Raw genomic sequence first — 22737 nt, 5'->3', positions numbered from 1 at the left:
TTATGCCAACTTTTAATCTGTCATTTTAGCGATTGTATGTATTTTTTCATCAAAAAATGATGTATGATTAACTACAGTGATGCAAAATATCATCATTTTTGCCACAAAGCAATAAAAGGTGGGGTTTTATGCACAATTTACTGTCTAAAATAAACATAATTGGTGTTTTAGTATTAAATAAACAAGGTGATATTCTATTTTCAAATTCAATCGCTCAAAAATTCAGCTATTATTTTGACACTATGATTGAGACTACCTTGCGAGGAGCCCAGTCTTTTTGCTTACTCAACTATCCGGCAGAAGTATCCGCCCTGTTTCATAACAATCAATTTATCGTCTTTATAAACCCGATTGATCAATTATTGAGATTGACAAAAGAAAAAGATTCATTACAAAGCTTAAGAAACGAATTAAATGAGGTAATCAACTCCTCTTTTGACGGAATTGTGATTTCCGATCATGAGGGCGTGATCATACATCAGAATCCTTCATATGAAAAAATTACAGGGTTATCCACAAAAGATTGTATTGGCCGCAGCCTAAAAGAGCTCGAAGAAGAAGGCGTTATTGATGCTTCCGCTTCTTTAAAAGCTTTAAGAGAGGACAAAGCAGTTACGATTATTCAAAAAATAAATACCGGCGCCACCATCCTTGTGTCAGCGGTCCCGATCCGTAACAAAGATGGCGAAATCGAAAAGGTCGTAAATAATGTCAGGGATCTAACCCAATTGAATTTACTCGAAGCAGAAATCAAACAATTGGAACAGAAAAATAAGCAAATTCATCAAGAATTAGAATTACTAAAAGAACAAAGCGATCCAAAACTTTCCCTTATCGCACATTCTGATATGATGAAAGATGTGCTCGACCGCGCACTGAGAGTAGCACAAATAGATTCCGGCGTTTTAATCCAAGGAGCTTCGGGGGTGGGAAAAGAAAAAATTGTGGAATTGATTCATCGCCATAGTTTTAGAAAAGATCATCCTTTAATCAAAATTAATTGTGGCGCCATCCCCGAATCTCTGTTGGAATCTGAATTATTCGGCTATGAATCAGGCTCTTTTACCGGCGCCCATAAAAAAGGAAAAGCCGGATTATTCGAAGCGGCCAACCATGGCACCATCTTTCTGGATGAAATTGGGGAGATGCCACTGCAATTGCAAGTAAAATTGTTGCGCGTTCTCCAAGAACATGAAATAACACGCATAGGCGGAACCACGCCCATTCCGGTAGATATACGTGTCATTGCCGCAACACATCGCGACTTATCGAAAATGGTTGCCGGAGGGACATTTAGAGAAGACTTGTATTATCGTTTAAATATCATTCCGATCGAGATACCCCCTTTGAAAGAAAGAAAAGAGGATATCATTCCGCTTATTTATCATTTTTTAAACGGAATTAATCAAAGATATGGGATTAACCGTAAGTTTTCCAATGAGGCTTTAAATGCGTTTATCAATTATGATTGGCCGGGAAATGTCCGTGAATTACAAAATATAGTGGAGAGAGTCGCTTTGATGAGCTTAAACCCTGAAATTGGGATTGATGACCTGCAAAATGAACTCAGATTTCAGGACGATTTGAAATTCAGCATGAAGGGACCGGCAATAGGCGCATCGGCCTACCAACCTAACGCAGCACCTTTAAAAGATCGCTTAGAAGCATTTGAAGCGCAAATTATTAAAGACACCATTCAAAATTTCCCAAGCATCCGAAAAGCTGCTTTGGCCATGAAAGTCGACCAATCAACGCTTGTAAGAAAAATGAAAAAATACAACATTGAAAAATAAAGGGAAACTTCAAGCAGCGGGGACCTTTCGTCCGCTGCTTGTTAGTTGAACCAATCGGGCGTTTACGGGCAGTTGATTTACTGCTTACCGTGCTCGTTTTCCTAAGGGCTTACTGCCAGTTAACGACGGATAAAACAAAGCATCGCCGAAAAAAGCGATGCTTCTTTTCTTCATCCACCGATTAATTTTGGAAGGAATAACGTAATGGAAGGAATATACGTTATGATGAATAACACAACAAGTAATGCGCCGAAAATAGGCACGACATATCTTAAGGCCTTTTCAAATGATATATTGGCGATGTTGCTACCAATAAATAAATTGATTCCAAGCGGTGGTGTTATTAACCCCAAACTCAAATTCAAGCACACAATCATCCCAAAGTGGATAGGATCGATCCCCAAAGCAAGGACAATAGGAAGTAATAACGGAACAAATATGAGTACTGCTGCTATTGTCTCCATAAACATGCCAACTATTAAAAGAAAAATATTAATTAATAGTAGGATAATTAACGGGTTCGTTGTCCAGCCTGAAATGGTGTCGGCCAGGAATTGAGGTATTCTCTCAATGGATAATACTTGTCCAAAAAACGAAGCCGCGCTGACAAAAATCAAGATAGATCCCGATGTACGGGCTGATTGAAGGAAAATCTCCAAAAAGTTCTTCAAGTTAATCTCGCGATAAAAGAATGTACAAATAATAAGACTATATACTACAGCGACAACTGCTGCTTCGGTAGGTGTAACGATTCCGCCGTATATCCCTCCAAGTATGAGAACGGGAGCTAAAAGCGCCCACTTTGCTTCATTAAGCGCTTTCCAAAAGCTTACTTTTTGCTTTTCCTCAAAGGTAGCCGCGGTTTCTGCAAATACCCTATGATTTACCGTGCCATATCCTTCTCTTTTACAAATAAGGTAATTCACGATAAGTAAGGAAACAGCCACTAATATACCAGGCATTATCCCCGCAATAAACAAATCGCTGATTGATGTGCCGGACATGACCCCGTATAAAATAAATACAATACTTGGAGGAACAATAGGACCTAATCCGCCCGCGCTGGCAGCTATAGATGCAGCATATCCCGGGGCATATCCGCTCTTTAACATGTAAGGAATAAGGATAGCACCAATACTTGCTACTGTTGCGGCTCCTGATCCTGAAATAGCAGCAAAAATAAAGCTGGCAATAATAGTAATGATACCGAGACTTCCTGTTAACGAACCAACCATACTTTGAATAAATTCCACCAATCTTTTCGCCATGCCGCCTCTGCTCATAATATCACCAGCCAAAATGAAAAACGGAATCGCGATTAAGGGGAAAGAATCCATTGAACTAAAAGATGTTTGAATAAATAAGGTTAATGGAACAGATCCCTCAATTAATACTACTAAAAGACTTGATGCGGCTAATGCAATAGCGATCGGCACCTGTAGACAAACTAACAAAATTAATATCCCAAACAGCAGCAATATAACTGTACCCATGAATGCTCCCCCCCCTTACACTTGAACATCTTGTTGTGTCGGATTCATATTTTTCCTGAATAATTGAACTGTAAGTCTAATAGACATTAGTAAATATCCTAATGGAATCCCCAGATAGACGATTCCTTTCGCCAATCCCATGGCCGGCGAATCTCCGCCAACTTCCAGCATCGTGAATGAATACTCAAAACCCACATAAGTAATCACAATAGAAAATAACAACCAGATAAACAAGCCTATTTTTTTTACAATCGGTTGCGCTTTCTTTGGAAATAAAGCCAAAGTAGCATCAACCTTTATATGAGACTGTGTAGCAGTTACATATGCCGCCCCGGTAAAAGTAAGCCAAATAAATAGATATCTAGTTAGTTCCTCAATCCACATGAAAGAAGTCCCAAAAATATACCTTGCCACTACTTCAACAAACATAATGACAGTCATTATCACCAATAAAAAAACGCAAAAGAAACCTTCCATTCTAAAAAGATCCTTCTTATCACTCATATTGTTTTTACTCACCCCAACTCTATTTATTGAAGCCAATCCTTATGGATTATTTGCTTTTCCCTAAAATATCCAATGCCATGTCATAATTTTCCACGCCCACTTTATCAATATTATTGTCAACGGCCGGCTGAACAGCTTTTTTGAATAATTCAAGTTCATCTTCACTCGGCTCTACAACTTTTACACCTTCTTTTTTCATTTCTTCGATCGCATCTTTTTCTGCTTTGATTGCCAGCTCTCTGGCATATTTAATTTGTTCCTCAGCAGCTTTGTCGACTACATACTTTAGCTCATCTGTCAGGCTGTCATAAAAACTTTTATTTACCATCAAAACATGAGGCAATGGAAAATGTCTGGTAAGTGTTAAATGTTCCGCCGCTTCGTAAAATCTGTCTGCATGGATTAACGGGGTTGTCGTCTGTACACCATCTATCGTCCCCTGCTGTAAAGAGGTGAAAATTTCACCATATGAAATCGGTGTAGGGTTCGCCCCCATTGCAGAAATGGTCCCCGATTGGAGAGGCGTCGTTGTACTCCTAATCTTCAAACCTTTTAAATCATCAGGTTTGCGTATTTCCCGTTGATTGTTGGCAATGGCAAAAGAACCAATACTGAAAACCCCTAAATAATAGGCGTTTGATTTACTTTCCAAGTCATGCCTTAGGACTTCGCCATACTCGCCATCGGTTAATTTATACATTTCTTCCTCATTTGAAAATAAAAACGGGACATCAAAAATATTATAAGAAGGCGCCTTGGCATTACTTGCCACAATAAAGGCTGCATTTGTGACAACATCCAGCACACCTGTCTGCAACATTTCATACTCCATATCTTCCGACGGCGTTAAAGTGCCTCCGCTGTATATTTGCACTTCTATTTGTCCATTGCTTTCCTTTTCAGCTACCTCTTTAAATTTTTTATATCCGGTATTTAAAAAATTGTTATCTGTCACTAAATTCGCCATTCTAATGACAACCTTTCCACCATCTGCGCCAACTGTCCCGGCTTCTTTATTAGTGCCGCAGCCAGATAGCACCAAGACAATGGCCATAAATGAGAAAAAAATGGACTGCAGCTTTAATTTTCTCACAATAATTCCCCCCTTTTTTATCTCCCTAAAAACCCGCCATCAACTGGTATGATCGCTCCGCTAATATAATCAGACTTTTCCGAAGCCAGAAATTGAACAGTTCCGGCAAGCTCCCGAGGTTGTCCAAATCGCCCGATTGGTATTCGGCTCACTAAAGATTCATATCTCTTTTCATCAATCAAAATATGGTGATTTAATTCTGTTTCATAGTATCCCGGCGCAATGGCATTTACGCTTATACCCTCTTTTGCCCACTCATTCGACAAAGATTTCGTTAACTGAGCCACCGCTCCCTTGCTGGCAGAATAAGCAGAAGCGTGAAATCCTCCTTGGCTGGCAAGTACCGAGGCAATGTTGATTATCTTTCCCTTTCCTCTCTTTTTCATATCCTCAGCGGCTAATCTGCATAATTGAAAAACAGCCATGATATTTACCTGTAAAATTCTCTGAAAATCTTCAATCTGAAAATCAATAGCCGGCAACGATTTATGAATGCCAGCATTATTTACTAAAATATCCAATTCACCATCCAATAACTCTAATGCCCGATCAAACACTGACGGCAAATTCCTTTGGTCAGATAAATCGGCTTGTAAACCAATCACGTCAAAATCTTTTTTACATAAGTCTTCTACTGTTTGTTGTAAGTTAGGTGAAATATCTAAAATACAAACTTTCACCCCATATTCACAAAGCCCTTCGGCCATAGCCACTCCCAATCCTTGGGCTGCTCCGGTAACGATCGCTTTTTTTGAATGTAAATCTTCCATATTTTTTACCCCCATAAATGTATTCGCTTGCACATTTGCTCGTTTTTCTCACTTTCCTCTTTCCATTAACTCGATCACATAGCCATCCGGGTCGAGCATATACACAGCTTTTGATCCTTTATTTGCTCCAGCCGTGATATTAACCACTTTTTTTGACTTAAACTTGATTCCTTTAGCTTGTAATTCCTCAAATAATGCATCCAAATTGTCTACTTGCAAACAAATATGCCCTGTTCCATAATCACAGGACCGCGCGTTTCCCGGATAGGTGTCAATGCCTGTGTATTCCAATAACTCAATGACATGTCCTCCAGGAACTTGAACGAAAGCAATGTCAATCCCCTTCAATCCTGGGATTTCTACGATTTCCAAAATATAATCACTGATGACGTTTTGCGTTGATAAAAGTTCAAACCCTAATGTATTAACATAAAAATCAAGAGCATTGTTCAAATTCCTTACAGTTATTCCACTATGTATAAATCCTGTTATGTTACCTTTTTCCATTTTTGTTCCTCCTCTTTCCGTATAAGTAACTTTGCAAAAACCATGCCAAACTTAATCTATTAAAATCAAATATGTTTATTCGTTTTTCTGATGCAAAAAAACAACAGTGATGCAAAAGTCCAAAGATTTTCTTTTTAAGAATGAATAATTTTAGTTAATAAATAACACTCGGAGAAGGGACTATACAGAAGCATTATTCAATTTTTCGGGAAGGTGATAGGGAAACGCATAAGGGATAAAGGGAAAGACATTTAAACTGAGAAGTTCCTCTAGAAAGTAAATTGAAGGGGAAACGCTGAATGATCTGTATGCGGGATGTAAATAAAAACGCCCGGCAATATGCCGGACGATTGCTGTTATTATTTTCCTAGATAAGCTTTGAGCATCCAGTTATGTTTTTCCAAGCTCTGATGAATGGCGAGGAGCATGTCACCTGTTGTCTCATCACCGGTTTCAGCGGCTAAAGACATTCCTTCTTTAAGCTCTTCTGTCAACTTCGTAAAGTCATCGACAATGTTTTGCACCATGTCTTTGGCTGTAACTCCATATCCTGCTTCCTCTACACAAGCCATTTCCAAAGATTCCTTCAAGGTTGCCACTGGCTTCCCTTCCAACGCAAGCAATCTTTCTGCCAATTCATCAATGTGAAGTGCGGCCTCGTTGTAAAGTTCTTCAAATTTGGCATGGAGAGTGAAGAAATCGGGTCCTGTTACGTACCAGTGATAATTATGTAATTTTGTGTACAGGACAGTCCAGTTCGCTATCTGCTTATTGACAAGATCAACCAATCCCTTACTGTTTTCAGCCATTTTATCATTCCTCCTATACCATGTAATATACCCTAAACGCCTAAAACAAAACAATTTAATGCCTATATGCGGCAAATTTTTTTCATTAAAAAAACGCTCGATCAATAGAAAGACAACTCTTCTGTTCAACAAGCCCCATTTGAAAATGAATGTAAAGATGATACATGTTCAACCTGGAACGAACTGTGCTACAATAGGATCAGTTAAAAGGGGGAACAATGAATGAAGCTTGTCATGGTTATATCCATTATCATTTGCATCGTGGTAATTGTTGTAACAGCCCTCGTTACCACTAAAGCCTATTCATTTAAACATACGGTTGATCCAGAACCGGTTGACGGAACAAAACACTCTGGTGAAAAAACATCATAAAAGCTTGATGGGAAAGAAGCGTTCATTATGAAATACATTTTATTGGCGTTTATTCGTTTTTACCAAAAGATGATTTCTCCATTGAAGCCGCCCACATGCCGTTTCTACCCAACCTGCTCCCAATATGGACTTGAAGCCATTCAAAGGTTTGGCGCATTTCGTGGAGGCTGGCTGACGATCAAGCGCCTTGTCAAATGTCATCCATTTCATCCCGGCGGCATTGATCACGTTCCAGAAAAAAAACAATAAGGGGCTTCTTGTAGTGCTATCGTGCCTTCACTTCCACCCGAGGGAGTCTTGCTGCATGCCCTATCAATATTTTTCCACTCATAGTCTCACTCCGTCTTCCGATACTATTCATGTATCAACAAAAAGGAGTGATACACGTGGCTGAAGATGTATTGTGTGAAGTGCAAAACTGTCTCTATTGGGCAAAGGGCAACAAATGTGCGGCTGACAGAATCTATATCGTGAGCCATGCGGGAAAAATGGCCGATAACGAGAAGGAAACCGATTGCCAGACGTTTGAACCGCATAAATAATGAAGGAAAACGGTTTTGTTTGCAGGATTTTCAAATGATAGGACGAAGTTGAATCATATGAAAAAGCGGGATGTTTTCAAATTGAAAACTCCCGCTTTTTTCATTTTAAAAATTGCACAAGTTCTCGGCGAACAAGTTTGTTTGCTCCATTTTTCGGCAACTCTCCGACATGGATAAACTTTTTTGGGACTTTGTACGGCGCCAGTCTTTCCCGGCAAAAGTCAACCAGTCTTTCTTCTGAAATATCATCCCTTGATACAATAAACGCGTAAGGGACCTGTCCCCACTTTTCATCGGCCACACCTGTCACACCTGCTTCAATGACAGAAGGATGGGCTAAAAGGACTTCTTCGATTTCGGCAGGATAAATATTTTCACCCCCGGAAATGATCAAGTCCGAGCGACGATCAAGTACAAAGACATATCCATCTTCATCGAGGTAGCCAATATCGCCTGTTGAAAACCAGCCATCCTGAAAAGATGTCTTATTTGCAGTTTCCCTGTTTAAATAACCGGGAGTCACATTTGGTCCTCTTACGACAATTTCACCTGGTTCCAAAGGAGCCGCCTCCCGCCCCTCATTCAAAATCTTGAGTTGAAAAGGAAAGAGCGGCTTACCAGCGGAACCTATTTTCACCAGACTGTCCTCAGGCGAGAGTGTAACAATCTGAGAAACTGTTTCGGTCATGCCATATGTTTGATAAACAGGAATGTTTTTCTTTTTGCACGATTCCAGCAACGGGCGCGGAGCCGGTCCACCGCCAAGGAGCAAGCAGCGGAAATTCGGATGGTACGTTTCATCTCCCAATTCGGATAACATGCGATTCAACATGGAACTGACCGCTGACATGATCGTCACTTTCCCCGAAGATAAAGCATCATTGACTTTTTTTTCATCAAATTTGTCCATTAGCATTACCGGAATACCATAAATCACACTGCGAAGCAAAATGGAAAAGCCGCTAATATGGTAAAGCGGAACGGTGCACAGCCACATATCATCTTCACGAAGCCCGAGATTCAAAACGGATCCCGCAGCACTCCACCAATGATTTCCGTACGTCTGCAACACTCCTTTGGGTTTACCCGTTGTTCCGGATGTATACATAATGGAACAAACTTCATCCAGATTGAATTCTTCTCGGATTTTTAACTGGCCCGTTTCTTTGGGCAATCGGTTAATGCAAACTGTTTTCGTCGTTACCGATAATTGTTGGACGGATTTTTCAAAGCTTTTTTCAAATAACAAAATATCCGCTTTACAGTCATTTAATTGAAAAGCCCACTCACTGGGCGTAAGCCTGCTGTTTAAAAAGACAACTTCTGCACCGATCTGCTGAAGAGCATGGATGATAAAAACCGTTTCTGGCCGGTTGCTCATCAGTACCGCTGCCCGGCTTCCTTTAAAAATCGGCAAGAAGGCCAAGTTATCTGCTGTTTCCAACACTATATGAAGCATTTCTTCAAATGACCATGATTTTCTCCCAAAAACAAGAGCCTTGCGCCGCGGGGTAAGCCCCGCCCTTTTTAATAGCCAATTGGGCATCGTACTCACTAACAAAACCCTCCTTTACAAAAAACTGGCATGAAAGTTCCTTTCCCATTTATAAACCCGATACGCTAGGACCTTCATCCAGAGCTTCATTGATGCCAGCTAAAATAGCATGTACATGAACCCTGTCGCTTTCCTATTTTAAGCAGCAAAACAAAAAACCTGCTTCGATATCATCGAGCAGGCTCACAAGCGGCCCGTCTGCCATTATCGCCGCTGATATTTAGGACATGCATATTTACTTCGAATAAACTCCGCGCTCAATCATATTGTTCCGTAACGAGTTCACCAGATCCTCTTTGAGTGTTTTACGGAAAACGGGGAAACTGTCCGAAATCCGGCTTTCTTTTTTCTTTAAAGGCATCCCGGCCTTCTTTTGCCTCGTCTGTTGTATAGTAAAGCAGCGTAGCATCCCCAGCCAACTGTTGGAGTCCGGCAAGACCGTCTGTATCCGCATTAAATGCAGCTTTCAGGAAGCGCAGGGCTGTTGGGCTTTTTTCAAGCATTTCTTCGCACCATTTAATTGTTTCCTCTTCCAATTGGTCAAGTGGAACAACTGTATTGACAAGACCCATTTCAAGCGCTTCTTGGGCATTGTATTGGCGACAGAGGAACCAGATTTCTCTCGCTTTTTTATGGCCAACAATTCTCGCCAAGTACCCCGAACCGTAACCAGCATCAAAGCTGCCGACTTTGGGGCCAGTTTGGCCAAAAATAGCATTGTCCGCCGCAATCGTTAAGTCGCAGACGACATGTAGTACATGGCCGCCTCCAATAGCATATCCCGCTACCATTGCTACGACAGGTTTTGGAATCACACGAATTAACCTTTGTAAATCCAGTACGTTCAAGCGAGGAATATTATCTGATCCTACATACCCCCCGTGTCCTCTCACTTTTTGGTCACCGCCTGAGCAAAATGCTTTTTGCCCTGCACCTGTCAGAATAATCACGCCGACGTCCGAATCATCCCTGGCATAAGCAAAGGCATCAATCAATTCCATGACTGTTTGAGGCCTAAAGGCATTATGTACTTCCGGCCTGTTAATCGTTATTTTGGCAATGCTGTTATACGTTTCATATATGATATCTTCGTATTCTCTCTCTTTTGTCCATTGAACCGACATATCGAGACCTCCTCATGATATAGTTCAAGCTAGTTTCAATAAAAACTCTTTTACTATTGTACCAAATTTCATCGGGTCTTCCACGTGTAATGCATGTCCCGTCCCTTTCAACATGACAAGCTCCGAGCCCGGAATCATTTTTTCCATATCTTTAGCAATACGACAAAATTTAATGTCCAGTTCACCACACATGATCAATGTTGGAGCTTGGATTTCTTGAAGCCGGTCCCACCAAGATGGCTGCTTTCCCGTCCCCATTCCAAGTAAACTGTTGGCAAGCCCTTCCGGCCTGTTCTGTAATCTGCTTTGACGAATGGCTTTTTGTTTTTCAACAGGCAACGTTTTCTGGGTAGCAAAAAGCGGGATGTTTTCCCAGTAATTGACAAAATTCCTCATCCCGTCTTTCTTGATTTTATTGGCCAATTGTTGATCGGCCACTACCCTTTTTGCACGTTCTTCTTTTGTTTTTAATCCTGGCGAAGAGCTTTCCACTATTAAGCTTTTGATACGATCCGGATAGAGGAGCGATGTACCCAAAGCAAGCCTTCCGCCCATAGAATAACCTAACAGATGAACGCGATCGATTTGAAGATTATCCAATATTTTCATGAGATGGGATGCAGCCACTTCCATCTTATATAAGGATGGATCTTCTGGAGCATCCGTCTTTCCATGCCCAAGTAAATCCACCGCAATCGTTTTGAATGATCCCGACAAGATCTCCACTGTATCTTTCCAAGTGCCACCATCACCAGTAAACCCATGAAGGAGCATTACTGCTTCACCAGATCCTTGGACATCATAATGATAAGAATTGCCATTTATTGATAGGAACATTATGTTTCACCTTGAAAAAATTGGTTTATTTCCTGGGAAACATTTTGCCATAACGATCTGTGATTCTGGAGGTTTTTGTTACGATCTGTCGGAATTTCAATGATATTGATACCTTCATTTTGAACTGCGTCCAACATAGACGCCTCTAAATCTTCCCAACTAAACACTTTGGAATATTGGGCGCCATATAATGCTGCTGCGTGTTTAAAGTTGAGTCCCGTTGGTGTGCCAAATAACAATTCAAAATGCGTCCCATTTTCAGCTTGCTGGAGATGGGAAAAAATACCTCCTCCATCATTGTTAAGCAAAATGATATTCATGTTAATTTTATGTTGCTTGGCTGCCAACAAACCATTTACATCGTGGAAAAAGGAAAGGTCTCCAATCAATAGAAAAAGCGGGTGATAATGAACAGCGACACCAATAGCACTCGAAACGATCCCGTCTATTCCATTTGCGCCACGATTGCCAAACAGACGGATATTTTTATTGTTTGCATGAAAAAAAGTATCCATATCCCGAATCGGCATGCTGTTACCAATAAAGACTGCACATTCAGGCGGGAGTAATTCACAAAATTTGGAAACTGCTTTTCCTTCATCAAGCTCATCGCTCATGCTTATATGAGAGCGTATCGTATTTTTGGCAAGGGCATTTACCCGCTTCCAATTGTTGATCCAAGCTTGGTTTTTTGGATAAGGAAACTGACTCAGCTTTTTACAAAAAATGGTTTCGGAGCCATAAATCATTTCCGAACTTAAATAATGGGGATCTCTCCATCCACCGTTTCCGTCCACAAAAATATGATTCACTTTGGCCAGCCTTTTGAAAAAAAGGGCTAAAGGTTTGGAAACAGGCATTCCCCCAAAATGAATCACCACATCCGGCGCCAATTCTGTTTTGGCAGCCTCTGACCTAAGTATGGCATCATAACTGTCCATTATGAGGTCCGACGCATCTGATAAGCTCCGCAGCTGCGATAGGGGATCGGCCAAAACAGGGTAACCAAGACTTTCAGCAAGTTGCAAAACAGCTGCTGAAAAATCCTTGTCATCAATCACTCCACAAACAATAAGCCCCTTTTTCGCCTGCATACATAGATCGGCCACCGCATTGATTGTTTCCTCTGACACATCCAGGTGTTGTTTCAGAACAATGGGATGAAGAGGGTCTGATTGTTCATAAGGCGCAGGCTCCAGCCTTGGAACCAGCGGTTCCCTCAGCGGAAAATTTAAATGTACCGGCCCTGGCATCAACCCACCTGCGATGGAGACCGCGCGGGTCGCCTGGGAACGCACATATTTTTTGGCGTTATCCCCTCCCTCAGGCAAAGCCATTTCCCTGAACCATCTTACATGATTTCCATACAGGTTTAGCTGATCAATCGCCTGTGGCGCTCCAACGTCTCGCAGTTCCGGCGGGCGGTCCGCGGTCAAAACGATCAATGGGACTCTTGATAAATTTGCTTCAACCACAGCAGGATAGTAATTGGCGGCTGCAGTCCCGGAGGTACATAAAACGGCAACAGGCCGCTTAGATGCCTTGGCTAATCCTAGTGCAAAAAAGCCTGCCGACCTTTCATCAATATTGATATACTCCCGGATGGATGGATGATCAGCCAATAACATGGCCAACGGCGTGGAACGGGAGCCGGGACTAATGACTACTTCCCGAACCCCGGATTTGGCCAGACCGTCTATAAATGCTGCTATATATTCCGTTAAAGTGTCTTGCCAGCTCATTCTTCCGTTCCCTCCATTGCCAGCAGCATCGGCTCAAATTTCATGCTCGTTTCTTTTAGTTCCTCTTCCGGATTTGAATCGGCAACAAGTCCGCACCCGGCATACAAATAAGCTTCGTCCTGTTTCATCAACCCCGAGCGGATAGCGACAATGAACTCACCATTTCCACGAAAATCAGTCCAGCCGATTGGTCCAGCATACAAACCCCTGTCCATCATTTCTTTTTCCCGTATTAATTCGAGAGCTTTGTCAGTGGGAACGCCTCCCAGCGCCGGAGTAGGGTGAAGCTTTTCTACGAGCTGAAAAATGGATGTGGACGACTTTGCCGTTCCCTTGACAGGAGTGTAAAGATGCTGAATATAGGGCGTCTTTAGCAACTCTGGATGTTTTGGAACTTCCATGCTTTTACAATGAGGGGCAAGGGCATTTTTAATCATTTCCACAACAAGCGCGTGTTCATGCAAATTTTTCTCATCGGTGATCAAGGTTTGACCAAGCTTTAGATCTTCCTCCGGATCTTTATTTCTCCCGATCGAGCCGGCAAGACTCGCAGAAAAAATAGTATTTCCGGATTTTTTTACAAGCCTTTCCGGAGATGCCCCGACAAAGCAGCGCTCTCCGGACTCAATGGCAAAGATAAAACTATTGGGCTGTTGAGAATTCAAATTTTGTAATACCTCCTCGGGCGCAGGAGGATTGGAAAACACAAGCCTCATCTTTCTAGACAATACGACTTTTTCAACTTTCGTTTCCTTTATAAGATTTACGACATCCCGGACAGATGTTAGCCATTCACCTACTGAATGTTCTTCCTTATACAGTAAAGATGAAGATGCGTGATGTTCATTCTCATTCATTGGATGGCTGATGAGCTCTTCAATTTCCTTCTCTGCATGAAGACGCGCCGCCTCCTCATGTTCTTTATTTTCCAGCAAATTAACCGTCATAAAGCAATCGCCGTTTAAAGCCGTCAGCATAAACTTAGGCAAATAAAACAGGGCATCTCCAAATGGCTGCCAAAGTTCTTCTTTAATACTGTATGGATCAAAAGAAAAACCCCCAAACAAAAGCGGTCCTGTTCCCGGGGTTTCAAATGGGTTATCTATCATCGCCGATCCAAGCTGCTTTTTCCACACTCTTTCTAGTTGCCCAAAACGCTCTTCGGCACTGTTATTAATGAATGAGCGGGTGATCCCAAGTCCAACGAGCACCAGCCCATCATCCGGACTTTTCCAGAAAAAACTTTTTCCTTTGTAATGAGGACGATTAGATTCATAAAAAAAAGCCGGGTTTATGTTTTTGACTTTTTTTGTGAAGCTAAATAGAGTTTTATTGGATTGATCTTTATCTTGACTCAATATATTTAATTGTTTGTCCCGAAAAGTTAAATTAATCAAAGTAACTCTCTCCTACATCGTGGACTTTTCATTTTTACCCTATTTACTTATTATATATGAATATAAGGACTAAATGTAGTAAATTCGCTTTCGGCAAAGATTTCCGTATTCTAGCTCAAAAAGCATTGACACTTTTGCCTACATTTTCTACACTTTAGTAGGTGAAATATGTTAAGGGAGAGAATTTTGAATGAATATTCAAGCTCAATCTGCCTTTCCTGAAGAAAAAGGCTGGCGGATTTGGTGGCGGTTGACCCGCCCGCATACATTAACCGCCGCTTTTGTTCCCGTTTTGCTTGGAACGGCGTTATCAGCAAATCAACAGCCTATTCACGGGCTTCTCTTTGCCTCCATGCTAGTTGCAAGTTTGCTTATTCAAGCTGCAACGAATATGTTTAATGAGTATTATGACTATGCCAGAGGCTTGGACAACCAGCATTCTGTCGGCATTGGCGGTGCCATCGTAAGACACGGTGTAAAACCTGCGACTGTTCTTGGGCTCGGCTTTGCTTTCCTCGGCGCAGCGGTACTATTAGGCGTTTATATCTCTGCTAGCAGTAGCTGGTGGATCGCACTCGTTGGCCTCGTCAGTATGGCGGCCGGTTATTTTTACACGGGCGGACCTTACCCGATTGCTTACACGCCTTTCGGAGAAATCACATCAGGCTTTTTCATGGGTTTTGTCATTACGCAAATATCCTACTTTATTCAAACAGGAAGTATAAGCCTTATAAGCGTCCTTGTGTCCATGCCTATATCTATCTTAATTGGCGCAATTATGCTTTCCAATAATATCAGAGATTTGGACGGAGACAAAAAAAGCGGAAGAAAAACGGTTGCCATCCTTGTAGGCCGGGAAAAGGCAATCAAATTGCTTGCAGCTATGTTCATCGTTTCTTATGTTTTTATACTCATACTTATTTTCTTCTTTTCTCTATCTCCATGGCTTTTGCTTACGTTCGCAAGCATTCCGAAAGCTATCAAGGCCGTTAAGGGTTTTATTGGAAAAACCGAGCCGATCCAAATGATGCCAGCAATGAAAGCAACCGCCCAGACGAATACCATTTTCGGATTCCTAATGGCGGCCAGTTTTTTTATCAGTTATGTGATCAGTTAAAAGAGTCTGTGACAGAAGCAAATATGAAATAGCAAAAACCGAACAATTCATTTATAATTGTTCGGTTTATTTGTGTGAAAAAATCCTTACCATCGCTACGTCAACATATTTCGCTTTCCGCAGGTCTTTTCAGCTTCCTCGGAAAGCAAAGGTCGCTTTCCTGCGGGATCTTCAGCTCGAGCTATACCCGCAGGAGTCTACCTATTTTGACTACGCTAAAAGCTTGCGCATGATACACTAGGACAATTTATCCCGTATATAAGGTGCCATATACACCACTTCAAGACCTGAGTTAATACAAAAGGTCCAAGTGGGAGAAAACGGCACCTAAATGCCCGATTGACTGACATTCAGTAGGAGATGAAAGAAAACGCTTTACGAATGAAGTTTCATTTTATTATTCGTTTTTCCATCAGCTTATTTAGTTGTGTCCATATGCCCGTGTTTACGATCGCTAAAAAAAGGAAAACAGATGATAACAAAAGGATTATGATGAAATCGTAAAAATAGTAAATACTACTGAAAAACAGATGATGAGGAAGTGACTTTATGCTGACACAAGAACAAACAGCCCATTTAAGAGAAAAGCTTTTAAATATTCAAAAAGAACTTCGGGAAGATATGAAAGAAACCGGAGGAAATATGGAAAATAATAATATGCGTGAAAGTACAGGTGGAGAACTTTCTTTATATGACAACCATCCCGCTGATATGGGAACAGAACTGTTTGAAAGGGAAAAAGACAGAGCGATTTCGGTGCACAATAAAGATGAGCTTGAAAAAACAGAAAAAGCTTTGGCTGCAATAAATAAAGGCGAATATGGCAGATGTGAACAGTGTGGCAAAGATATTTCTTTTGAAAGGCTTGATGCCATTCCTTATGCAACCACTTGTGTTGAACACTCGCCAGATCAATTGCTACCTGGGGACAGACCTGTGGAAGAAGACATTATTAATCCCGCGAAAAATGATACATTTTCCAACCGTGACCTGAGTGAAGCAGATGATTATGAGGACAGCTTCGAAGAAGTCGCATCGTTCGGTACCTCTGAGACGCCCTCAGACTTTACAGGGGACTTTGACAGCTATAATGAACTATACAGTGACGACGAACGGGAAGGCGCCCCTGAACAGTATGAAACCTTTGTGGGGACGGATATAGAGGGCGATGATATTCAAATTTATTCCTCTGAAAACAAACGGGAATATGTAGAAAAACTGGATGAAGAAGGAATTGAATCTCCAATCGGAGACATACCATACCGAAAAACTGATGGTTATGTGGATGATAAGGACAATCAAAGATAAAAAATGCCACTCTATGTTGAGTGGCATTTTTCATAGGATGACCCCTACGGGATTCGAACCCGTGTTACCGCCGTGAAAGGGCGGTGTCTTAACCGCTTGACCAAGGGGCCTTAGTGATTAATAATTTTTATAATGGCGGAGAAGGAGGGATTTGAACCCTCGCGCCGCTTACGCGACCTACGCCCTTAGCAGGGGCGCCTCTTCAGCCTCTTGAGTACTTCCCCAATCGTTATAAGCTTTTATGGAATGTACATAACTGAAACGGTTGATCGAATATGATAAAAGAACTCCGCAGGTAGGATTCGAACCTACGACCGATCGGTTAACAGCCGATAGCTCTACCACTGAGCTACTGCGGAATGGTGGGCCTAAGTGGACTCGAACCACCGACCTCACGCTTATCAGGCGTGCGCTCTAACCAGCTGAGCTATAGGCCCTTCATTTGGAGCGGGTGATGGGAATCGAACCCACGACAACAGCTTGGAAGGCTGTAGTTTTACCACTAAACTACACCCGCATAGGAATGTAAATGGGGCGACTAATGGGAATCGAACCCATGATGTCGGAGCCACAATCCGATGCGTTAACCACTTCGCCATAGCCGCCATGAAAATGGTGGCTCAGGACGGAATCGAACCGCCGACACAAGGATTTTCAGTCCTTTGCTCTACCGACTGAGCTACTGAGCCCTATATAATCCATGCTATGACGTTTTAATATTTCGCATCATCAGCATTTATGTAACAAGTGGATGGTATTAAAAATGGCGGTCCCGACGGGAATCGAACCCGCGATCTCCTGCGTGACAGGCAGGCATGTTAACCGCTACACTACGGGACCTGATGATTGCGGGGGCAGGATTTGAACCTGCGACCTTCGGGTTATGAGCCCGACGAGCTACCGAACTGCTCCACCCCGCGACGATAAAAAATATGATGTTGTCAATGCCGCTGATGTATCTTGACTATTCCACATCAGAAATGTAAATCAAGAAGTATGTCGACAAGTGCAACTACAATACTTTCACTCGATAAAATCTTGGTTGTGTGAATGAAATAATGCAGATGGCGGAGGAAGAGGGATTCGAACCCCCGCGCGGTTTGACCCGCCTGTCGGTTTTCAAGACCGATCCCTTCAGCCAGACTTGGGTATTCCTCCAAAAATATAAGAAAATGGTGGACCTTGTAGGACTCGAACCTACGACCGGACGGTTATGAGCCGTCTGCTCTAACCAGCTGAGCTAAAGGTCCTATCTTGGTAGCGGCGGAGGGGATCGAACCCCCGACCTCACGGGTATGAACCGTACGCTCTAGCCAGCTGAGCTACGCCGCCCAAAAATATTTATGACCTTATATGGTGGAGCCTAGCGGGATCGAACCGCTGACCTCCTGCGTGCAAAGCAGGCGCTCTCCCAGCTGAGCTAAGGCCCCAATTTCTTTATACTGGTCGGGAAGACAGGATTTGAACCTGCGGCCCCTTGGTCCCAAACCAAGTGCTCTACCAAGCTGAGCTACTTCCCGAGACAACCTGTTATACGCGCCCGAAAGGAGTCGAACCCATAACCTTCTGATCCGTAGTCAGACGCTCTATCCAATTGAGCTACGGGCGCAATATATGCCGAGGACCGGAATCGAACCGGTACGGTAGTCACCTACCGCAGGATTTTAAGTCCTGTGCGTCTGCCAGTTCCGCCACCCCGGCAAGTTAAAAGAGCGGAAGACGGGGTTCGAACCCGCGACCCCCACCTTGGCAAGGTGGTGTTCTACCACTGAACTACTTCCGCTTCATAATAATGCGGGTGAAGGGAGTCGAACCCCCACGCCTTGCGGCACTAGATCCTAAGTCTAGCGTGTCTGCCAATTCCACCACACCCGCAAAATGGTGAGCCATGCAGGATTCGAACCTGCGACCCTCTGATTAAAAGTCAGATGCTCTACCAACTGAGCTAATGGCTCGTACTTATTTCATTTTTGTCAATCGACAGAAAATGACAATAAAAACAAAGGATGGTGCCGGCCAGAGGACTTGAACCCCCAACCTACTGATTACAAGTCAGTTGCTCTACCAATTGAGCTAGGCCGGCATTTTTATGGTGGAGGATGACGGGTTCGAACCGCCGACCCCCTGCTTGTAAGGCAGGTGCTCTCCCAGCTGAGCTAATCCTCCGTAATGTTGTGATTCTTGCCCGGCAACGTCCTGCTCTCACAAGGGGAAACCCCTCATTACCATCGGCGCTGAAGAACTTAACTTCCGTGTTCGGGATGGGAACGGGTGTTGCCTCTTCGCTATCGCCACCAGACAAAAATTAACAACATATCTTATTATAATACGTTTTATGTATTTTTCAAGAGTTTTTTTCATTCTCTCAAAACCAGGATACATGAGAAGATTTCCGAGAACCGTTTTTGTTCAATCCAGCTTCGGACGCTATCGCTTTGCGTCACTTCGCTTCTTCTGGCAAAGTCGATTGACTTTTCCGCCAGAAGCTCCAGTGAGCTGCAGCGATGGATGAGCGTCCTGCGCTTTTTATATTTGATTAAGTCCTCGATCGATTAGTATCCGTCAGCTCCATGTGTCGCCACACTTCCACACCGGACCTATCTACCTGATCATCTTTCAGGGATCTTACGTTGCCTGGCAAGCCAGACAATGGGAAATCTCATCTTGAGGGGGGCTTCATGCTTAGATGCTTTCAGCACTTATCCCTTCCGCACATAGCTACCCAGCTATGCCTCTGGCGAGACAACTGGTACACCAGCGGTGCGTCCATCCCGGTCCTCTCGTACTAAGGACAGCTCCTCTCAAATTTCCTGCGCCCGCGACGGATAGGGACCGAACTGTCTCACGACGTTCTGAACCCAGCTCGCGTACCGCTTTAATGGGCGAACAGCCCAACCCTTGGGACCGACTACAGCCCCAGGATGCGATGAGCCGACATCGAGGTGCCAAACCTCCCCGTCGATGTGAACTCTTGGGGGAGATAAGCCTGTTATCCCCGGGGTAGCTTTTATCCGTTGAGCGATGGCCCTTCCATGCGGAACCACCGGATCACTAAGCCCGACTTTCGTCCCTGCTCGACTTGTAGGTCTCGCAGTCAAGCTCCCTTCTGCCTTTACACTCTGCGAATGATTTCCAACCATTCTGAGGGAACCTTTGGGCGCCTCCGTTACCTTTTAGGAGGCGACCGCCCCAGTCAAACTGCCTGCCTGACACTGTCTCCCAACCCGATCAGGGTCGCGGGTTAGACGGTCCATACAGCCAGGGTAGTATCCCACCGTTGCCTCCACGGAAGCTGGCGCTCCCGTTTCCATGGCTCCTACCTATCCTGTACAAGCTGCACAGACAGTCAATATCAAGCTACAGTAAAGCTCCACGGGGTCTTTCCGTCCTGTCGCGGGTAACCTGCATCTTCACAGGTACTATAATTTCACCGAGTCTCTCGTTGAGACAGTGCCCAGATCGTTGCGCCTTTCGTGCGGGTCGGAACTTACCCGACAAGGAATTTCGCTACCTTAGGACCGTTATAGTTACGGCCGCCGTTTACTGGGGCTTCAATTCGAAGCTTCGCCTAAGCTGACCTCTCCTCTTAACCTTCCAGCACCGGGCAGGCGTCAGCCCCTATACTTCGCCTTGCGGCTTCGCAGAGACCTGTGTTTTTGCTAAACAGTCGCCTGGGCCTATTCACTGCGGCTTCTCAGGGCTATTCACCCTAAAAAGCACCCCTTCTCCCGAAGTTACGGGGTCATTTTGCCGAGTTCCTTAACGAGAGTTCTCTCGCTCACCTTAGGATTCTCTCCTCGCCTACCTGTGTCGGTTTGCGGTACGGGCGCCTATTGCCTCGCTAGAAGCTTTTCTCGGCAGTGTGGAATCAGGAACTTCGGTACTTTTTTTCCCTCGCCATCACAGCTCAGCCTACACGGTAAGCGGATTTGCCTACTTACCGGCCTTACTGCTTGGACGCGCTTTTCCAGCTGCGCGCTTGCCTTATCCTCCTGCGTCCCTCCATCACTCAAACGGCAATGAGGCGGTACAGGAATCTCAACCTGTTATCCATCGCCTACGCCTTTCGGCCTCGGCTTAGGTCCCGACTTACCCTGAGCGGACGAGCCTTCCTCAGGAAACCTTAGGCTTTCGGTGGAAGGGATTCTCACCCTTCTTTCGCTACTCATACCGGCATTCTCACTTCCAAGCACTCCACCGCCTCTTTCAAGACGACTTCGCCGCGCTTGGAACGCTCTCCTACCATTGCTATTGCAATCCACAGCTTCGGTGATACGTTTAGCCCCGGTACATTTTCGGCGCAGAGTCACTCGACCAGTGAGCTATTACGCACTCTTTGAATGGTGGCTGCTTCTAAGCCAACATCCTGGTTGTCTAAGCAACTCCACATCCTTTTCCACTTAACGTATACTTGGGGACCTTAGCTGGTGGTCTGGGTTGTTTCCCTCTCGACTACGGATCTTATCACTCGCAGTCTGACTCCCAAGGATAAGTATTTGGCATTCGGAGTTTGTCTGAAGTCGGTAACCCGATGAGGGCCCCTCGTCCAAACAGTGCTCTACCTCCAATACTCTCACCTTGAGGCTAGCCCTAAAGCTATTTCGGAGAGAACCAGCTATCTCCAGGTTCGATTGGAATTTCACCCCTACCCACACCTCATCCCCGCATTTTTCAACATACGTGGGTTCGGGCCTCCAGTCAGTGTTACCTGACCTTCACCCTGGACATGGGTAGATCACCTGGTTTCGGGTCTGCGACCTCATACTCTTGCGCCCTATTCAGACTCGCTTTCGCTGCGGCTCCGTCTTTTCAACTTAACCTTGCATGAAATCGCAACTCGCCGGTTCATTCTACAAAAGGCACGCCATCACACACGCGGTGCTCTGACTACTTGTAGGCACACGGTTTCAGGTTCTATTTCACTCCCCTCCCGGGGTGCTTTTCACCTTTCCCTCACGGTACTGGTTCACTATCGGTCACTAGGGAGTATTTAGCCTTGGGAGATGGTCCTCCCGGATTCCGACGGGATTTCTCGTGTCCCGCCGTACTCAGGATCCACTCGGGAGGGATCGACGTTTCAACTACAGGGCTGTTACCTTCTTTGGCCGGCCTTTCCAGGCCGCTTCGTCTACGCCGTTCCTTTGTCACTCCACTTTGAGTGTCCTACAACCCCGAAAGGCAAGCCTTTCGGTTTGGGCTCTTCCCGTTTCGCTCGCCGCTACTGGGGGAATCGATTTTTCTTTCTCTTCCTCCGGGTACTTAGATGTTTCAGTTCCCCGGGTATGCCTTCCATTCCCTATGGATTCAGAAATGGATACTGCCTCATTACTGGCAGTGGGTTTCCCCATTCGGAAATCTCCGGATCAGCTTGCTTACAGCTCCCCGAAGCATATCGGTGTTCGTCCCGTCCTTCATCGGCTCCTAGTGCCAAGGCATTCACCGTGCGCCCTTATTAACTTAATCTTTTTTTCGGTCAACGATTAGCGTCGAATCTCTGTGTCAGCTCCCTCATTCACATCATCACGCACTCGTAGTGCGCTCTGGCGCTCATTCGGTCGCTTCCTTGATCTTCTCGCTTCTCGTTGCCCTTGGTTGAGTGATACTGACACTCAAACCTAAAGGTTTTACACTTCTTATGGTTGCTCCATAATGGATCATCCATAAGGTGAACGATTCTCGGTTTGTTTCTTCTCATGTTATCCGGTTTTCAAAGAACGAAGCTGCTGACTTCCATCACGTCATGTGATTCATCAGCGCCTATGCTTCATGCA

17 protein-coding genes, 21 tRNA genes and 2 rRNA genes are annotated in these 22737 nt (G+C 44.1%); 6 read left to right on the top strand and 34 right to left on the bottom strand.

All coding sequences use genetic code 11. The annotated features are described in order from the left end of the window. The first annotated feature begins 128 nt into the window (after nt 1–128). Entirely contained in the window at nt 129–1793 is a 1665-nt protein-coding gene (locus NST31_RS16395; protein ID WP_339162018.1) for a sigma 54-interacting transcriptional regulator, read from the top strand. A gap of 170 nt (nt 1794–1963) precedes the next feature. Here NST31_RS16395 and NST31_RS16390 read toward each other — a convergent pair whose 3' ends face one another. The 6 genes from NST31_RS16390 to NST31_RS16365 all read right to left on the bottom strand — a co-directional run bounded on the left by NST31_RS16390 (nt 1964) and on the right by NST31_RS16365 (nt 6972). Next, nucleotides 1964–3286, bottom strand: coding sequence for a TRAP transporter large permease (locus NST31_RS16390; RefSeq protein ID WP_205179621.1), 1323 nt, complete (start codon nt 3284–3286; stop codon nt 1964–1966). A 15-nt stretch (nt 3287–3301) separates the two neighbouring features. Beyond that, the gene (locus NST31_RS16385) at nt 3302–3790 is read right to left on the bottom strand and encodes a TRAP transporter small permease (RefSeq protein WP_077110944.1); all 489 of its coding nucleotides are present in this window, start codon (nt 3788–3790) and stop codon (nt 3302–3304) included. A gap of 49 nt (nt 3791–3839) precedes the next feature. Further along, nucleotides 3840–4886: a TRAP transporter substrate-binding protein gene (locus tag NST31_RS16380; RefSeq protein WP_339162013.1), complete on the bottom strand. Its 1047-nt coding sequence runs from the start codon at nt 4884–4886 to the stop codon at nt 3840–3842. A 17-nt stretch (nt 4887–4903) separates the two neighbouring features. Continuing rightward, nucleotides 4904–5656, bottom strand: coding sequence for a glucose 1-dehydrogenase (locus tag NST31_RS16375; RefSeq protein WP_083717400.1), 753 nt, complete (start codon nt 5654–5656; stop codon nt 4904–4906). Between the two features lie 48 nt (nt 5657–5704). Beyond that, on the bottom strand, nt 5705–6163 hold the full coding sequence (locus NST31_RS16370; RefSeq protein ID WP_205179628.1) for a VOC family protein: 459 nt from the start codon (nt 6161–6163) through the stop codon (nt 5705–5707). 359 nt (nt 6164–6522) lie between these two features. Further along, nucleotides 6523–6972: a Dps family protein gene (locus tag NST31_RS16365; RefSeq protein ID WP_077110950.1), complete on the bottom strand. Its 450-nt coding sequence runs from the start codon at nt 6970–6972 to the stop codon at nt 6523–6525. 222 nt (nt 6973–7194) lie between these two features. On the opposite strand from NST31_RS16365, the gene ytzI reads away from it, so the two are divergent. From ytzI to NST31_RS16350, 3 genes are all read left to right on the top strand, one after another. After that, nucleotides 7195–7344: a YtzI protein gene (gene ytzI / locus NST31_RS16360; protein WP_139345598.1), complete on the top strand. Its 150-nt coding sequence runs from the start codon at nt 7195–7197 to the stop codon at nt 7342–7344. Between the two features lie 27 nt (nt 7345–7371). Further along, a complete protein-coding gene (gene yidD / locus NST31_RS16355; protein ID WP_077110952.1) occupies nt 7372–7593 on the top strand; it encodes a membrane protein insertion efficiency factor YidD in 222 nt (73 codons plus the stop codon). Between the two features lie 137 nt (nt 7594–7730). After that, on the top strand, nt 7731–7886 hold the full coding sequence (locus tag NST31_RS16350; protein ID WP_077110954.1) for a DUF1540 domain-containing protein: 156 nt from the start codon (nt 7731–7733) through the stop codon (nt 7884–7886). 100 nt (nt 7887–7986) lie between these two features. Here NST31_RS16350 and NST31_RS16345 read toward each other — a convergent pair whose 3' ends face one another. From NST31_RS16345 to NST31_RS16325, 5 genes are all read right to left on the bottom strand, one after another. Continuing rightward, complete coding sequence (locus NST31_RS16345; RefSeq protein WP_339165584.1) at nt 7987–9432, bottom strand: o-succinylbenzoate--CoA ligase; 1446 nt, start codon at nt 9430–9432, stop codon at nt 7987–7989. Nucleotides 9433–9746: 314 nt separating this feature from the next. Then, nucleotides 9747–10565: a 1,4-dihydroxy-2-naphthoyl-CoA synthase gene (gene menB, locus NST31_RS16340; RefSeq protein ID WP_077110957.1), complete on the bottom strand. Its 819-nt coding sequence runs from the start codon at nt 10563–10565 to the stop codon at nt 9747–9749. A 24-nt stretch (nt 10566–10589) separates the two neighbouring features. Continuing rightward, nucleotides 10590–11402: a 2-succinyl-6-hydroxy-2,4-cyclohexadiene-1-carboxylate synthase gene (gene menH / locus NST31_RS16335; protein ID WP_339162008.1), complete on the bottom strand. Its 813-nt coding sequence runs from the start codon at nt 11400–11402 to the stop codon at nt 10590–10592. Then, nucleotides 11402–13144: a 2-succinyl-5-enolpyruvyl-6-hydroxy-3-cyclohexene-1-carboxylic-acid synthase gene (menD, locus tag NST31_RS16330; protein WP_339162006.1), complete on the bottom strand. Its 1743-nt coding sequence runs from the start codon at nt 13142–13144 to the stop codon at nt 11402–11404. The genes menH and menD overlap by 1 nt, the downstream gene beginning before the upstream one ends. Continuing rightward, the gene (locus tag NST31_RS16325) at nt 13141–14541 is read right to left on the bottom strand and encodes an isochorismate synthase (RefSeq protein WP_205179634.1); all 1401 of its coding nucleotides are present in this window, start codon (nt 14539–14541) and stop codon (nt 13141–13143) included. Before NST31_RS16325 ends, menD begins: the two co-directional genes overlap by 4 nt. A gap of 190 nt (nt 14542–14731) precedes the next feature. Between NST31_RS16325 and NST31_RS16320 the strand changes: the two genes are divergently transcribed. Both NST31_RS16320 and NST31_RS16315 read left to right on the top strand, forming a co-directional pair. Continuing rightward, a complete protein-coding gene (locus NST31_RS16320; RefSeq protein WP_205179635.1) occupies nt 14732–15658 on the top strand; it encodes a 1,4-dihydroxy-2-naphthoate polyprenyltransferase in 927 nt (308 codons plus the stop codon). Nucleotides 15659–16207: 549 nt separating this feature from the next. Further along, entirely contained in the window at nt 16208–16966 is a 759-nt protein-coding gene (locus NST31_RS16315) for a TraR/DksA C4-type zinc finger protein (RefSeq protein WP_205179636.1), read from the top strand. A 38-nt stretch (nt 16967–17004) separates the two neighbouring features. Here the strand turns inward: NST31_RS16315 and NST31_RS16310 are convergent. The 23 genes from NST31_RS16310 to NST31_RS16200 form a co-directional block, all read right to left on the bottom strand. Continuing rightward, a tRNA-Glu gene (locus NST31_RS16310) sits at nt 17005–17076 on the bottom strand. Between the two features lie 23 nt (nt 17077–17099). Further along, nucleotides 17100–17190: transfer RNA gene (locus tag NST31_RS16305), tRNA-Ser, on the bottom strand. A 63-nt stretch (nt 17191–17253) separates the two neighbouring features. Then, a tRNA-Asn gene (locus NST31_RS16300) sits at nt 17254–17325 on the bottom strand. 1 nt (nt 17326) lies between these two features. Then, nucleotides 17327–17403: transfer RNA gene (locus NST31_RS16295), tRNA-Ile, on the bottom strand. A 6-nt stretch (nt 17404–17409) separates the two neighbouring features. Continuing rightward, nucleotides 17410–17483: transfer RNA gene (locus tag NST31_RS16290), tRNA-Gly, on the bottom strand. A 13-nt stretch (nt 17484–17496) separates the two neighbouring features. Further along, nucleotides 17497–17571 (bottom strand) — tRNA-His (locus tag NST31_RS16285). Nucleotides 17572–17579: 8 nt separating this feature from the next. Next, a tRNA-Phe gene (locus NST31_RS16280) sits at nt 17580–17655 on the bottom strand. A gap of 75 nt (nt 17656–17730) precedes the next feature. Then, nucleotides 17731–17806 (bottom strand) — tRNA-Asp (locus NST31_RS16275). Between the two features lie 6 nt (nt 17807–17812). Then, nucleotides 17813–17886: transfer RNA gene (locus tag NST31_RS16270), tRNA-Met, on the bottom strand. Between the two features lie 145 nt (nt 17887–18031). Further along, nucleotides 18032–18124, bottom strand: a tRNA-Ser gene (locus NST31_RS16265). A 15-nt stretch (nt 18125–18139) separates the two neighbouring features. Then, nucleotides 18140–18216: transfer RNA gene (locus NST31_RS16260), tRNA-Ile, on the bottom strand. Between the two features lie 5 nt (nt 18217–18221). After that, nucleotides 18222–18298, bottom strand: a tRNA-Met gene (locus tag NST31_RS16255). 22 nt (nt 18299–18320) lie between these two features. Next, a tRNA-Ala gene (locus tag NST31_RS16250) sits at nt 18321–18396 on the bottom strand. A gap of 13 nt (nt 18397–18409) precedes the next feature. Next, nucleotides 18410–18486: transfer RNA gene (locus NST31_RS16245), tRNA-Pro, on the bottom strand. 15 nt (nt 18487–18501) lie between these two features. Next, a tRNA-Arg gene (locus NST31_RS16240) sits at nt 18502–18575 on the bottom strand. A 6-nt stretch (nt 18576–18581) separates the two neighbouring features. After that, a tRNA-Leu gene (locus NST31_RS16235) sits at nt 18582–18667 on the bottom strand. Nucleotides 18668–18677: 10 nt separating this feature from the next. Next, a tRNA-Gly gene (locus NST31_RS16230) sits at nt 18678–18749 on the bottom strand. 10 nt (nt 18750–18759) lie between these two features. Further along, nucleotides 18760–18841 (bottom strand) — tRNA-Leu (locus tag NST31_RS16225). A 4-nt stretch (nt 18842–18845) separates the two neighbouring features. Beyond that, nucleotides 18846–18921, bottom strand: a tRNA-Lys gene (locus NST31_RS16220). Between the two features lie 52 nt (nt 18922–18973). Further along, nucleotides 18974–19049, bottom strand: a tRNA-Thr gene (locus NST31_RS16215). 7 nt (nt 19050–19056) lie between these two features. After that, nucleotides 19057–19132, bottom strand: a tRNA-Val gene (locus NST31_RS16210). 17 nt (nt 19133–19149) lie between these two features. Next, a 5S ribosomal RNA gene (rrf, locus tag NST31_RS16205) occupies nt 19150–19265 on the bottom strand. Between the two features lie 233 nt (nt 19266–19498). Then, nucleotides 19499–22429 (bottom strand): 23S ribosomal RNA (locus NST31_RS16200). Between the last annotated feature and the right edge of the window lie 308 nt (nt 22430–22737).

The sequence above is a fragment of the Siminovitchia sp. FSL W7-1587 genome (genome assembly GCF_037963795.1).
Lineage (GTDB): Bacteria > Bacillota > Bacilli > Bacillales > Bacillaceae_C > Siminovitchia > Siminovitchia thermophila.
The sequence above is the reverse complement of the archived record's forward strand: the minus strand, read 5'-3'. Positions and strand labels throughout refer to the sequence as shown.